The 12,358-nt window shown below is 65.5% G+C and carries 13 protein-coding genes; 9 read left to right on the plus strand and 4 right to left on the minus strand.

Features of this window, described 5'->3' with window-relative positions; translation table 11 throughout:
- Positions 1-41 precede the first annotated feature (41 nt).
- A complete protein-coding gene (locus AC1DXI_RS13095) occupies positions 42-887 on the plus strand; it encodes an IclR family transcriptional regulator (protein ID WP_476938992.1) in 846 nt (281 codons plus the stop codon).
- Between the two features lie 190 nt (positions 888-1,077).
- On the plus strand, positions 1,078-1,374 hold the full coding sequence (locus tag AC1DXI_RS13100) for a hypothetical protein (protein ID WP_476938993.1): 297 nt from the start codon (positions 1,078-1,080) through the stop codon (positions 1,372-1,374).
- Between the two features lie 24 nt (positions 1,375-1,398).
- Here AC1DXI_RS13100 and AC1DXI_RS13105 read toward each other — a convergent pair whose 3' ends face one another.
- From AC1DXI_RS13105 to AC1DXI_RS13115, 3 genes are all read right to left on the minus strand, one after another.
- Entirely contained in the window at positions 1,399-2,412 is a 1,014-nt protein-coding gene (locus tag AC1DXI_RS13105) for a prenyltransferase/squalene oxidase repeat-containing protein (protein ID WP_476938994.1), read from the minus strand.
- A gap of 100 nt (positions 2,413-2,512) precedes the next feature.
- A complete protein-coding gene (locus AC1DXI_RS13110) occupies positions 2,513-2,965 on the minus strand; it encodes a universal stress protein (protein ID WP_476938995.1) in 453 nt (150 codons plus the stop codon).
- Positions 2,966-3,085: 120 nt separating this feature from the next.
- Complete coding sequence (locus AC1DXI_RS13115; protein WP_476938996.1) at positions 3,086-5,728, minus strand: helix-turn-helix transcriptional regulator; 2,643 nt, start codon at positions 5,726-5,728, stop codon at positions 3,086-3,088.
- 143 nt (positions 5,729-5,871) lie between these two features.
- Here AC1DXI_RS13115 and AC1DXI_RS13120 point away from each other — a divergent pair, with 143 nt between their 5' ends.
- Both AC1DXI_RS13120 and AC1DXI_RS13125 read left to right on the plus strand, forming a co-directional pair.
- On the plus strand, positions 5,872-6,438 hold the full coding sequence (locus AC1DXI_RS13120; RefSeq protein WP_476938997.1) for an ion channel: 567 nt from the start codon (positions 5,872-5,874) through the stop codon (positions 6,436-6,438).
- Between the two features lie 284 nt (positions 6,439-6,722).
- Complete coding sequence (locus tag AC1DXI_RS13125; RefSeq protein ID WP_476938998.1) at positions 6,723-8,240, plus strand: hypothetical protein; 1,518 nt, start codon at positions 6,723-6,725, stop codon at positions 8,238-8,240.
- Positions 8,241-8,329: 89 nt separating this feature from the next.
- Here AC1DXI_RS13125 and AC1DXI_RS13130 read toward each other — a convergent pair whose 3' ends face one another.
- On the minus strand, positions 8,330-9,160 hold the full coding sequence (locus AC1DXI_RS13130; RefSeq protein ID WP_476938999.1) for a class II glutamine amidotransferase: 831 nt from the start codon (positions 9,158-9,160) through the stop codon (positions 8,330-8,332).
- A 107-nt stretch (positions 9,161-9,267) separates the two neighbouring features.
- Between AC1DXI_RS13130 and AC1DXI_RS13135 the strand changes: the two genes are divergently transcribed.
- The 5 genes from AC1DXI_RS13135 to AC1DXI_RS13155 all read left to right on the plus strand — a co-directional run bounded on the left by AC1DXI_RS13135 (position 9,268) and on the right by AC1DXI_RS13155 (position 12,350).
- Positions 9,268-9,432: a hypothetical protein gene (locus tag AC1DXI_RS13135; protein ID WP_476939000.1), complete on the plus strand. Its 165-nt coding sequence runs from the start codon at positions 9,268-9,270 to the stop codon at positions 9,430-9,432.
- Between the two features lie 39 nt (positions 9,433-9,471).
- Positions 9,472-9,912, plus strand: coding sequence for a hypothetical protein (locus AC1DXI_RS13140; protein WP_476939001.1), 441 nt, complete (start codon positions 9,472-9,474; stop codon positions 9,910-9,912).
- Positions 9,913-10,004: 92 nt separating this feature from the next.
- Entirely contained in the window at positions 10,005-10,391 is a 387-nt protein-coding gene (locus AC1DXI_RS13145; RefSeq protein WP_476939002.1) for an SHOCT domain-containing protein, read from the plus strand.
- A 96-nt stretch (positions 10,392-10,487) separates the two neighbouring features.
- Entirely contained in the window at positions 10,488-11,642 is a 1,155-nt protein-coding gene (locus AC1DXI_RS13150) for an AI-2E family transporter (RefSeq protein ID WP_476939003.1), read from the plus strand.
- A 39-nt stretch (positions 11,643-11,681) separates the two neighbouring features.
- The gene (locus AC1DXI_RS13155; RefSeq protein ID WP_476939004.1) at positions 11,682-12,350 is read left to right on the plus strand and encodes a GAP family protein; all 669 of its coding nucleotides are present in this window, start codon (positions 11,682-11,684) and stop codon (positions 12,348-12,350) included.
- The last annotated feature ends 8 nt before the right edge of the window (positions 12,351-12,358 follow it).

The raw sequence follows: 12,358 nt of genomic DNA on the forward strand, positions 1-12,358 counted from the left end.
TGTGGTGAGCGTCACTGGCGACGAAGAAGGAACGAAGACGAATGACGGCACCTGCGGATACCCATTCCCCCGCTGAAATACCGGCCGCCGCGCGCGGCAAGCGGCCCAAACAGGGCGAACCGGTGATCGACCGGGCCCTCAGCCTGCTCGCTGTCTTCACGGACCGCCGTCGGGCGCTGACCCTGTCAGAGATGGCCCGTTATGCGCAGATGCCCGCCCCGACGGCGCTGCGCCTCATTGCCCGGCTGGTCGCCTGGGGCGCTTTGGAGCGGCTCGACGACGGCCGCTACGTCGTGGGCGTCCGGCTGTGGGAAATAGCGTCCCTCTCCCCGAGGGGCCATGGCATCCGGGAAATCGCGTTGCCCTACCTTGAGGACCTCTTCGAGGTGACGCGCCATCACGTGTTGCTGGCTGTGCGGGACAAGGACCAGGCCGTCCTGATCGAACGGCTCTCCTCCAAGCAGGCCACGGAAGTCGCCTACCGGGTGGGCGGCCGGCTCCCCCTGCGCTCCACGGCCGTCGGCCTGGTCCTGATGGCCGGCGCGGATGCGGCATTCCAGGAAAAGATCCTGAAGGAACCAGCAGAGACTGAACCGGGCGTGGCTGCCATGCCGGAAGGCCAGCTGCGGCGCACCCTCTCCGACGTCCACCGGACGGGGATTGCCATGATCCGCCGGTCCGCGCCGTCGCTGACGGTTTCCGTGGCGGCGCCCGTCTTTGATGCCCAGGGCACGGTGGTGGCCGCGCTGTCGATCGTGGTTCCGGACGGGACCACCCCGCCCAACGTCCTGGCTCCGGCGGTGATGGCCACCGCGAGGGCGGTCTCCCGAAACCTTGGCTACCGGGCCGCCCTGGCCGAGGACGTCCGGACCCTGTCGGACGGCTGACCGCGGACCTGCCAACCACCGGCCCTTCCAACCATTGGAAAGGCCCGGCGCGGCGTTGGGATCACGAATCGTAAAGTTGAACCGGCGGTGCACTCGGGTCCCCGGCCTGCTTCCGCGACCACTTGACATGCCCGGTGGCGGAGTCTAGGACTGGCCTTGTCCAGTCCCATCCACCAGCCTAGGAGTTGTTATGGCGACCACGCCCTACGGAATCGTGCACTTTTTCCCGGGAGGCACCAAGGAACAGTACGAAGCGTCACTTGCGGCCGTCCATCCGGGCGCGGGGCTCCTGCCCGAGGGTCAGACCTTCCACGCCGCCGGGGCGTCCGCTGGTGGCTGGACGATCATGGCGGTCCACGAATCGAAAGAGAGCTGGGAAAAATTCCGGGACACGATCCTCATGCCCCGGATGCAGGCCGGCATTGAGGGCGGCTTCGCCGCTCCGCCCGAAGAGACGGTGATCGACCTCTACAAGGTCATGCCCTAGCGGCACGCCACTCACACAGCCAGTTCAAACAGCGCGGTCGTACCAGTCGAGTACACGCAACGCGCGGAGGGTGTTCCACCGGCTGGACCGGCCGTCACCGTCATCAACCGGGAAATGGACGATCCCGGGATGCGTGTTTTCGAGCAACCAGGTCCCGTCGGGCTGCTTCTTTGACCGGAGCAACTCCACGGCTTCGGCCAAGCGCGGGTCCGGCGGCTCTCCCGCCGAACGGAAGTACTCCAGGGCACGGAGCACGTCATAGTGCCAGCGGGTCGGAAATGAGAACGTCAGCCAAGCCGGGTCTATGACCCCGCCGGTGCTCTTGCGTCGGAACAGGCCTCGCTCCAGCAGATACTCCTCGCCCCGGCGCCGCGCGTCCACGGATTGCGCCGACCCGCCCGTGACCCGTCCGTGGGCCAGGAGGCCCTCGAGGACGTTGATCGTCGTGGCGGCCGAGGACACCACGGCGCCGGATTCCGCCCAACAGTTCCACCCGCCGTCGTCCAGTTGCTCGCTGACAAGCCGGGCGACGACGCCGTCGACGTCCTGATCAAAGTAGGCGCCCAGCGCCACCGTCATACCGTTGATGCACGGCTCCACCTCGCCGTGGAAATACGGCTGGCCGCCCTCCTCCCAGCGGCAGTTGTCCCTGACCAGCGCGATGGTCTGGCGCATCTGCTCACTTCGCGGGTCGATCCCGAAGTCACGCAGCAGGAGCAAGCTGTACGTTGTGGCGGTCCACGGCTGGGGGACGCGGTCCCAACCTGTGTCACCGCCGGTTTCATCCGCGCCGTCGCCGTCGGGGCCTTCGCCGTCGGGGCCGTTGCCGTCGGGGCCGTCACTCCTGGCGGGGAAGTACGCGCCATGCGCCCATTGGCCGTCCTCGTCCCGCAATGCCAGCAAGCGGGCACCCCAGCCTTCGGTCGCTACCCGCGCGCGCTCTGCGGCAACGACCTCGGGCCCGGCGCCGCCGAGATCCTGCAAGACCTGCCATCGAAGGGAAGGATCCGAATCCATCAGCCAGTCCAGGACAGTCATACGCCGATGGTAGCGCTCCGGGATCGCTCGCATCAGATGGGCACAGCCGAGCAGTCACGCGGCATTGCCGCCGGACGTCCGTGGCCAGCGGGCCGGACGTTCAGGAGGTCTTCGGCCGGATCACCAGGACGGGGCACGGCGAGTGGCTGGCCACTTGGGCGGAAACCGATCCGATGTGCAGCCCGGCGAAGCCGCCGTGGCCGCGGGAGCCGACGATCACCAGGTCAGCTTCCTTTGCGGCGTCAAGAATTGCCGACGCCGCTGAGTCATTCTTGATGGTCCGCGTCACGACATTGACACCGACTGCGGATTTCGCCGCCTCGGCGCTCAGCGCTTCAGCCTGCTGCTCCGGGGAGTCCTCTGCCACGATTTCCCCTGCCGCCGTTTCCAGCATTGCCGGGTACCACGCCATCGGCGCCTTGTTCCAGACAGTCAGGACCCGGAGCTCCGCACTGCGGTACCGGGCCTCCTCAACACCCCACGCCAGGGCCTCGTGTGATTGCTTCGAGCCGTCAAATCCGATCACGATCACAAAGGGATCAACTTTTTTCATGGTTCCAGACTTTCACTGCCCGTTTGCGGCGCCTAGGGGCCTCTGACCCCATCCGGGATGAAAACGCCGGAGTGAATTGACCGAGCCCCGCCGCGCAGGGCACCAAGGGTGTCGCGGTGGTCAGACGATGCCGCGCTTGGTGGCCGTCTTGAGCGCGTCGCGCCGGCTTACCGCCCCGAGTTTGCGGTAGATGGACCGTTCGTGGGTCTTGACCGTGTTCACGGAAATGTACAACGCCTCGGCAATTTCAGCCGCGGTCATGATGGAGCGCATGTAGGAGAGGACTTCGCGTTCGCGCTCGGTCAGGTTCCAGTAGGACTGCGCACGAAGGCGGGTCTCACCCTGTGCCTCGCGTGCCATCAGCGCCGCGATGAACGACTCGTGCGCGGTGCCCCACACAGCATGCTCCACGAGCAGATCCGCCAATTCCTCTCTCCGTTCGGCGAAAGGACGCAGGACGGTTTCAGGCTCGGCACGGAGGACAGCATGTTCAATCCGCTCGTGTGCCGCCGCGGCATCTCCGGCTCCATGGGCCATAATCGCCTCGGTCAGGCTCAGGCAGGTGTCGATATACGAGCTGCCGCGGCGATCGGCCAGTGACTCGGCACAGCGTTGCGAAGCGGCGGTGTCACCTTCGCGGCGCAGCAACTCCGCCAGCAGCATATCCGCCAAGGCGCCGTGCCCCCCGGCACCGAGTGGTTGGACGGTCCGCAAAGCTCCGTCCCGGTCGCCCCTGGCTTCGGCAATTTTCGCCACCGCGATGGTCTCCAGGGCATTCCATGACACGGCGTACCGTCCCCGCCCGTGAAAGGACTCCAGCGCCGCGCTGGAGTCGGCCAAACGGGCCAGGTCGCCGGCGGCGCAATCAACCAGGACCCGATAGATGGCGCTGAGCGGACCCGTCGGGAACAGCTCGCTGCCCAATCGCTGCGCTTTGGTAAGACAGGTCCGCGCAGCCTGCAGATCATCATTCCAGTAGCACGCGATGCCACGGGCCAGCCAGGCCGGAGCCATCCGTTGCCGCGAATTCCAGCCCAGCGCCTCTCCCCGTTCCAACGCCGCCGTGCCAAGTTCGTCGGCGCTCACGAGGTCACCGGCGATGGCGTGAGCCAACGCGAGCTCGGCCTGGGCGCAGATTTCCACGGCGTCCAGCTGTTCCGGGTTGCCTGTGCCCCCTGTTGCCTGGAGCAGCGCCGTCGCGAGTTCGCCGGTGCGGTGCAGCCGGAACTCTGCCTGGGCCAGCAGGAAGAGTCCTGTCGAGAAGGAGCTGGAGCGGCCATCTCCTGAAATGTCCGTCGTCGACCGGCCATCGTCCGTCTCGGTGTGCGGGTCCAGGCGGCCGTCGGCAGGCAGCGGCTCGTAGAGCGCCCGGTAACTGTCCAGCCTCCGGCGTCGAATTGCGTCCAGCGCGAAGGTCCGCGACAGCGCCCGGTCGGTGAGTTCGGCCGCGGCGGTGCTGTCGCCGGAAAGGGCACGGCAGACCGATCGGATCATCAGGATCTCTGGATCCTCGCCCCACGGTGCGGGCAGGTCCAGGCACAGCCGTTCGAGGGTCTGCACGTCGTTTCCGAGCAGGAATTCGAGCCAATGGGCGCCGAGGGAAATCACGGCCTGCCGGGGTGCGCGTCCTTGCAGCGCCTGGGCGACGCCCTCGACGACGTCGACGTCCTGGTAGTACCTTGCCGCCACGCGGTGCAGACGCTCGGCGAGCAACGGGTCGCGCCGCTGCAGGATGCGCCGGCACTGCGCCGCGAAGAGGGAATGCCACCGGAACATCGATTCGCCCGCATGGTATTCGTGTTCCTCGATGAAGAGCCCGTTACGGAGGCATTCCTCAAGCAGCACGCCGCCACGGGGACGGCCTTCGAGTTCGACGGCGAGCCGGCGGCCGAGCCAGTCGCTGGTAGTGGCCCTGAGAATGAATTCGGCCAGCGACGGTTCGATCTGGTCGAGGATCTCTTCTGCGACGTAGTCGGCGAGCGGGACGTGCGTCGGCGCGGAGCCTGGCGTTGCAAGCGGCACGTTGCGCGCCTGCGCCAACGAGACGAGGCTGGCGTGGACTGCCACAGGCCAGCCGGCAGTCATCTTCCAGAGCGACCCGGCGTCGAACGTTTGATCTTGTCCCAGCGCACTGGCGAACTGGGCAACTTCCTCCCGCGTGAAGGCCAGTTCGGCGGCGCGAAGTTCACCCAGTCCCTCGCCGTACCGGAATCTTTCGAGCTGGATGGACGTATGGCCGCGTCCCGAGAGGACCAGCCGCAGTGAGGGGGGTGCCGATGCTGCGAGCACCCCGACGATTCCGTTCGCCAGCCCAGGTCCGGCCAAATGGACGTCATCGATCACCAGGACAATCGGTTCGGTGAGGTGCTCGAGTGCCCCGAGGAGAAGGTCGTAGGAGGCCGCCCTGTCGTGGGCAAGGCTCGGGTCAAGAGCCAGGAGGGCGTCGGTTCCGGGCAACGGCATTTTGCTCGCCGCGGACTGGATCGCCCCAACGACACCGTGAAACAGCCGCGCGGGCTGCGTGTCGAACCGGTCCAGCGACAGCCAAGCGCACGGCAGATCGCACTTGCGGACCCAATCACCCAGGAACGTGGACTTGCCGTAGCCGGCCGGGGCCGCGACGAGGGTCAGCCGGTGCGAATCTGCAGCCGCGGACAGGGCGCTTTCCAGACGTGGACGCTCCAACGCTCCGAGGCCGCGCACAGGCGGACGGATCTTGAACTGTGGACCCGATACCCATTCGGCGTCTAGCCTATCTCTCACATTCCACATGCTAGGTGGGCACAAAAGGGCACCAACAGGGCGCAAAGACCCCTTGTGCGCCGCTCCATAGCGCGACAATACGGCGATTAGGGCTACCGGATTACGGCACGGCACGAATTGCATGCCCGGCGGTATCATCAGTCATGCCTTCGAAGCACGGCAGCCCGACAGACCCGATTTTCCTTCATGACCTCGACAAGGCCGACCACAGGCGGGTCATTATTTTCGCGATTGCACGTCTCATCGCATTTTCGGTTGTAGTCCTCGCCCTGTATTTCCTTATTCCCGTCGGGGGATTCAATGACGCCGATCCCGCGGCCGCCTGGATCCGCCTGGCGGGTGTCGTGCTGGTCTTTTTCGCAGCCTTGGCAATTCAATTGCGGCTGATACTCGTGGCACATATCCCGAGGGTCCGGGCGGCCGCGGCTGTCGCCGAAACCCTGTTGATGTTTCTGTGTCTCTTCGCGCTGCTTTACACATCAATGTCGATCACATCCCCGCCGGCGTTTAGCGAGCCCCTGAGCCGAACCGATGCCCTTTACTTCACCACTTCCACGTTTGCCACCGTCGGGTTCGGGGACATTACGCCGGTAAGCCAGCTGGCGAGGGGAGTCGTGTCCGTCCAAATGATTGCCGATTTAGGTGCACTCCTATTGATCGCAAAAGTGGCATTCTTCGCGGCCGGGCAGCGTCTGGGCCGCGAATCCTGAACCGGCCGCCGTCATCACCCAAAACGGATGACAGCACGCCGGCCGGCTGAAATTTCGCTGGATATGAAAGAGCAGGCACCCGCACACCTTTGGCAGTGCAGGGTCCGGGCCACCGATCTGCACGTCCGACGTGCGGCGTCCACCCCGTAGGGGCGGCTGTGGCGGGCGTTTCCCCGGCGTGACAGATCACCCTGTGTGGGTGGGGCTGGACCGGTGCGCCGAGTGAACAATGAAAATAGCCGTGAATGCCCAGCCGCGGAACACAAGCTAAGGCGGATCCCCTCATGTCGCTGAACGATCAGCCCGCTGGCCCCGCTAGCCCGGATCAGGAAGAAATCCTGCGGTTGCGGGCCGAAGTTGCCCGTCTCCAGCAGGAACGGGACGTTGCCCGCAAGGCCCCCCCGAGGCCGTCCGTGCGGCATCCGGGGCTGGCCCGACGCATTGTGGCAATCGTGCTGGTGGTTCTCACTGGCCTGTTGGCCTTCGCGACAGTCCCGGCCCTTTACCTGCGCAGCGAAGTCATCGACACCGACCGCTACGTGGCCACTGTCGCACCGTTGGCCTCGGATCCTGCGATCCAGGCCGAAATCACCGACAAGGTCACCCAACAGATCACCGACGCCGCGGACTTCCAGACCATCACGCGGGATGCCCTGAACGAGCTCGCTAAAACGGCGCCCCGCGTGGCGGCCGTGCTCACCGGGCTGGCCCCGATGCTTGCGGAGCAGACCAAATCGCTCATCCATACCGCCGTTGCCAGATTCGTGGCGACACCGCAGTTCCAGGACCTTTGGATCCAGGTGAACCGGGTCGCGCACCAGGGGCTGGTCAACCTTGCCACGGGAAGCACGGGTGGCACCGTCAGTATTGACGAGAACGGCACGGTGTCGATTTCCACGAAAGAGATCATCGCCCGGGTCAAGACTCTCCTTGTCCAGCAAGGGGTGGACATCGCCTCAAGGATCCCGGAAGTTGACGCGCAGATCGCCCTGTTCCAGTCTCCTGAACTGGTCCGTGCCACGGAAACCATCCGGACCTTGGACCGGCTCGGCCCAATCTTGGCGTGGCTGACGGTGCTCAGCGCCGTGGGCGCCATTGCCGTTGCCCCCCGGGGCCGGAGACGGAGCACGACGAGCGGCGTGGGGTTGGCCGTGGCGGTGTCAATGGCGGTGCTGGCGCTGGCCCTCGTGATCGGGCGCAGCTACGTCCTGAACTCGATTCCGTCCAGTGCTGTCTCCCCTGCGGCGGCCGAAAGCCTGGTCGAGGCACTCCTGGTACCGCTGCGCACCAGCCTGCGCCTTGTCTTCGTCGTCGGACTGCTGATTGCCCTGGCAGCTTTTCTGGGCGGCCACTCGCGTCCCGCGGAGTACGTCCGGCACGGCCTGGCGACTGCGGGCGATTACATCACCGGCAAGATCGGCGGTGGCCAGGCGAAGCCATGGCAGCTCTGGTTGGCCCGCTACCGGCGGATCATCGAAGCCACCGTCGTCGGCATCGCTGTGCTGGTCCTGATCTTTTGGCAGGACCCGACGGCGGCCGTCGCCATCTGGACGGCCGTGCTGGCCGTGCTGGTCATTCTCGTGGTCGAACTGCTGTGCCGGCCGGCCGTAGCCGGCGTGCCAGCGCCCGAGCCCGCCGTCGAGCCGGGCGCCGAGACCGGGGCCGAGCCTGGCGGTGAGTCCAGTGTCGAGTCCGGCGGCAAGCCCGGCGGTGAGTCCGTCACTGCTGGCGGCCCTCCCGATGACACGTATCCCACGACTCCCATCCCCCGGGCGACCGACGCCGGAGGGACCGGCGCGTGACGGATTGTCGGGACCGGACAGCCAGTTAGCGCCGGGCCAGCCGACGCTAACTGGGCAGCCGCCGCCGCAGCCGCCGATGCTAAGCGAAACTAGGGGGCGGTCGGCGAGAACGGGAAGAGGTCCTCCCCGGCGCCGTGCACCACCACGCAGGTAGCCTCGGGTACTTCCCGCCAGGCCCCGCGGAGGTCCCCCAGCGGTTCGGAGACGACCAGGCGCGCGTTGTCCGCCAGGTCATGGAGCAACGGGTTCTCCGGGTACTGGACGCGAAGGGTCGCGACGTCGGTGCTGTGGAACAGCGACCGGGACTGCCGTTCGCTCGAGTAGCGGAACGCCCAGGTGGTGTCGCCGTCGGTAGTGGCCACTGTCATCTGGATCGGCTGCTCGATCCCGTGGCGCCGGCCGACGTCTTCAATCAGTCCAACCGCGGCAGCCACGGCCGCCCTCGGGTCCTGCTCCAGCCCGAAGGTCAGGGCGAGGTAAAAGAAGAGCTCTGAGTCTGTGGCTCCCTCGATCAGCGGAAAGAGCGATGGCTCAACGGCCATGGCCAAGTCGCGCTTCACGGTCGGGAAATCCCTGATGAGTCCGTTGTGCATCCATAGCCAGCTGCCGTGGCGGAATGGATGGCAGTTCGTCTGTTGGACTGCCGAGCCGGTCGAGGCTCGAATGTGCGCGAAGACCCGGCCGGCCGACGCCTGGGCGGAGAGCTCGCGGAGGTTGCGGTCATTCCAGGCCGGCTCCGTGCTGTGGAACAAGCCGGGATACGGCGCGGATCCGTACCAGCCCACGCCGAAGCCGTCCCCGTTGGTGGTTTCAACCCCCATTCGAGCGTGCTTGCTCTGCATCACGAGCGAGTTGGTGGGTTTGTACAGCAGCTCCTCCAGTTGCACAGGCGAACCCGAATACGCTAGCCAACGGCACATGGCATCCTCCCTCTGTTGTGGACAGCAGTCCATCACGGCGACGGAGCGGGCACATCATCACCCCGGGGTGATTCGGGCCGCGGGGTGGGAGGTCATGGGTCCCACCCGTGGTCGATAGTTCCGACGTCGCGTCCCCGCTGGTCAGCGGCGACGACGTCGCGTCCCCGCTGGTCAGCGGCGCACCCGGCGTGGAGAGCAGCGCGAAAGGATCACCCGCGGCGGGTGACGCGCATGCGGGCCCCTCACCCAACACTGGTGGTACCTGCCAGTGATTGGGCTGCCAGGCGAAAGCCCATGGAGAGGTGAGTCCAATGTCGAAACCACAACCAGTCCTCGCGCGAATGTCCGCGCTCGGGGCGGCGGTCGCGCTGCTCGCCGGCTGTGCCACTTCGGGACCCAGCAGCCCCAGCGCGAGCCCAACGGCGAGCGTTTCACCGGTTTGCGCTGCCGCCACTGACCTTTCAACAGCCCTGACGAATTTCAAGGACACCCTCAAGTCAGGCGCCACGATCGGCCAGATCCAGGCGGCCCGGGATCAAGTTCGGAAGAGCTACGACGATCTGGTCAACGCGGCCAGTGACGCGGCCAAGGATCGGGTGGATGCCGTCAAAGCTGCCCAACAGAAGTTCACCTCCGCTGTGAACTCCGTTCCCGACGACGCCACCCTGACGCAGGCGGCCAACTCGCTCAAGGACGAAGCCGCGAACGTGCAGGCCGCCATAAGCGATCTCTCGAACGACGCCAAGTGCTAGTCCGGGTCTTCCGGGATATCCGCGGTGCACCCATTCCCATCCAAGGCTGCGTTCGTAGGCAACGCCGCACGAAATGAAAGTAGGGAAGCCAAATGAGTTTCTTTGAGAACTTTTGGGATATTTTCTGGTGGCTGTTCATCTTCTATGCGTTCTTCGCCTTCCTTTGGGCGTTGTTCATGGTGATCGGAGACCTCTTCCGCGACAGCGAGCTGAGCGGCTGGTGGAAGGCTGTCTGGATCGTCCTCCTGGTCTTCATTCCATTCCTGACTGTGCTGGCATACATGATTGCCCGCGGCAAGGGAATGGCGGAGCGGTCAATGGCCCGGGCCCGCAAGTCCCAGCAGGAAACCGATGCGTACATTCGCCAGGTCGCCGCGGCGAGCCCCACCGAGGAGATCGCCAAAGCCAAAGCACTCATGGACGCGGGAACCATCAGTGCAGAGGAGTTTGCCCAGATCAAGAGCAAGATCGTCGTCTGACTCCGGGTTGACGCGCGAGGAGCAGGCCTGGCCAACTCGCTATTCATGAGGCCATCAGGCTTCTAAGATATGGCTAGGCTGAACCAAGGAGGGCTCATGGAGCCGGAACCATCGGAATCCAATCCACGTTCGGCCCTCCCCCGCACCGTCATAATCCTGCTCGCCCTGGCCAGCGCGACTATTGCAGCGTTCGGCCTCGGCGCGATCCAGGGAATAGTCACCCCGGTCTTTTTTGCCTTCGTGCTGACGCTTTGTGTCCATCCGCTGCGCCGCTGGATGCAGGCACGGGGAATTTCCCGGGGCATCGCCACCGGGACCACAATCGCGGCTGTCTTCGGATTATTGACCGCCTTCGCCGCAGTCCTGATTGCCTCGCTCGCCCAGTTCTCCGCGCTGCTGCCGCAGTACGCCCCCCAAATGGCCGAGATCGGCGCCAGAATCGCCGCGCTGCTGGAATCTGTTGGATTTGGCCCGGAGCAAGCCCAGGAAGTCCTGAACGGGTTTACGCCGGGCCGCATCATCGGGTTCCTGGGCGGCCTCCTGGGAAACGTCGCGAGCCTGGTGACCAGCCTCGTGATCATCCTGACGATGCTCATTCTCATGGCGGTGGACGGCTCCCGCGTGCCGGCACTGTTGATCCATCTGAACTACCACCGGCCGGCACTGGTTTCAGCGCTCAACGGCTTCGGCACCAGCGTACGCCGCTACATGGTCGCCACCACGGTCCTCGGAATAGCGCAGGGCTTGTTCAACTGGCTGGTTCTGGTCATCTTGCAGATCCCCGGCGCCCTGCTCTGGGGGCTGCTGTCCTTCATCTGCAGCTTCATTCCCAACATCGGGTATTTCATCGCCATCATCCCGCCCTTGTTCTTCGGCTACCTGACCGGGGGCTGGCCGACCGTCCTGGCCGTCATCATCATCTATGGCGGGATCAACAGCATCATCCAGTCGATCATCCAGCCGAAATACGTGGGCAACGCCGTGTCGCTGAGTGAGACGTTGACCTTCTTCTCCGTCCTCTTCTGGGCGGTGGTCCTGGGCCCCGTCGGCGCCGTCCTCGCCGTCCCGCTGACGCTGTTGTTCCGGACCATCCTGCTCGATTCCGACCCCTCGCTGTCATGGTGGCGGCCGTTGACGGGCGACAAGAAGGACCTCGAAGTGCTCATCAAGGAAGAAGACAAGGCGATCCGCGCCCGCCGCGGACGACTGAAAACGGGCCGCCCGGACACCGGAAGCGGGCCGAAGGCATGACATGCCATCGGGGTGCTGCCGGGGGCCGGTGAGGGCCGCATGCTGAGCACTTTCAGCAGCCTGGCCTTCTTCGCCCTGGCCGGGGCGGTCAGTACCGTGCCTGTCAGCGTGACAATCATGATTCTGCTCTCGCCAGAGCCACGCCGCGGCGCCCTTCCCTTCCTCATCGGCAGCCTTGCGGGTTCAATAGTGGTCGTGGGGCTGTCGGCGGTCGGGCTGCAATTCCTGCCCGTCAGGCCGCCGCGCCTGCATAAGGATGAATGGGTGGCCCAGATTGCCATTGTGACCGGTGCGCTTCTGATTGCGTACGCCGTGTACCTCTTCGTGAGCAAGGGCGGCCGGGACAACGCCATGCTTGGCAAGATGAAGTCGCGGTTCCGGTCCGCACGGCCCTGGGAATTCGTCGTCCTGGGGCTTGGCTTGAACCTTCGTCCGAAGGCAATCCTGCTGGCCGTCACCGCCGGTGCCGTGATCAGTGTCCAGGAACTGCCGCCGCTGCCAGGTAGTCTGCTCGTCCTCGCGTACGCCGCCGTCGTCCAGTCAGCCGTCATCATTCCGGTCGCTGTGTGGCTGCGCTCCCCCGAACGGGCCCAAGCGCCTTTGACCGCCCTTTTCAACTGGCTGCAGCGCCATGGCCGCAGGATTGCGGCGATCGCGACGCTGACGATTGGGATTTTCCTCGTGGGCTACAGCCTTCTCCAGCTCTGATCGGACTG

The sequence above is a fragment of the Arthrobacter sp. P1_H7 genome, from assembly GCF_056405215.1.

What these genes read in the sequence shown, in the direction of transcription:
- AC1DXI_RS13150 (WP_476939003.1), top strand. Translation starts at nt 10,488, where the DNA reads ATGGAGCCGGAACCATCGGAATCCAATCCACGTTCGGCCCTCCCCCGC.
- AC1DXI_RS13125 (WP_476938998.1), top strand. Translation starts at nt 6,723, where the DNA reads ATGTCGCTGAACGATCAGCCCGCTGGCCCCGCTAGCCCGGATCAGGAA.
- AC1DXI_RS13130 (WP_476938999.1), bottom strand. Translation starts at nt 9,160, where the DNA reads ATGTGCCGTTGGCTAGCGTATTCGGGTTCGCCTGTGCAACTGGAGGAG.
- AC1DXI_RS13105 (WP_476938994.1), bottom strand. Translation starts at nt 2,412, where the DNA reads ATGACTGTCCTGGACTGGCTGATGGATTCGGATCCTTCCCTTCGATGG.
- AC1DXI_RS13140 (WP_476939001.1), top strand. Translation starts at nt 9,472, where the DNA reads ATGTCGAAACCACAACCAGTCCTCGCGCGAATGTCCGCGCTCGGGGCG.
- AC1DXI_RS13120 (WP_476938997.1), top strand. Translation starts at nt 5,872, where the DNA reads ATGCCTTCGAAGCACGGCAGCCCGACAGACCCGATTTTCCTTCATGAC.
- AC1DXI_RS13155 (WP_476939004.1), top strand. Translation starts at nt 11,682, where the DNA reads ATGCTGAGCACTTTCAGCAGCCTGGCCTTCTTCGCCCTGGCCGGGGCG.
- AC1DXI_RS13110 (WP_476938995.1), bottom strand. Translation starts at nt 2,965, where the DNA reads ATGAAAAAAGTTGATCCCTTTGTGATCGTGATCGGATTTGACGGCTCG.
- AC1DXI_RS13145 (WP_476939002.1), top strand. Translation starts at nt 10,005, where the DNA reads ATGAGTTTCTTTGAGAACTTTTGGGATATTTTCTGGTGGCTGTTCATC.
- AC1DXI_RS13100 (WP_476938993.1), top strand. Translation starts at nt 1,078, where the DNA reads ATGGCGACCACGCCCTACGGAATCGTGCACTTTTTCCCGGGAGGCACC.
- AC1DXI_RS13095 (WP_476938992.1), top strand. Translation starts at nt 42, where the DNA reads ATGACGGCACCTGCGGATACCCATTCCCCCGCTGAAATACCGGCCGCC.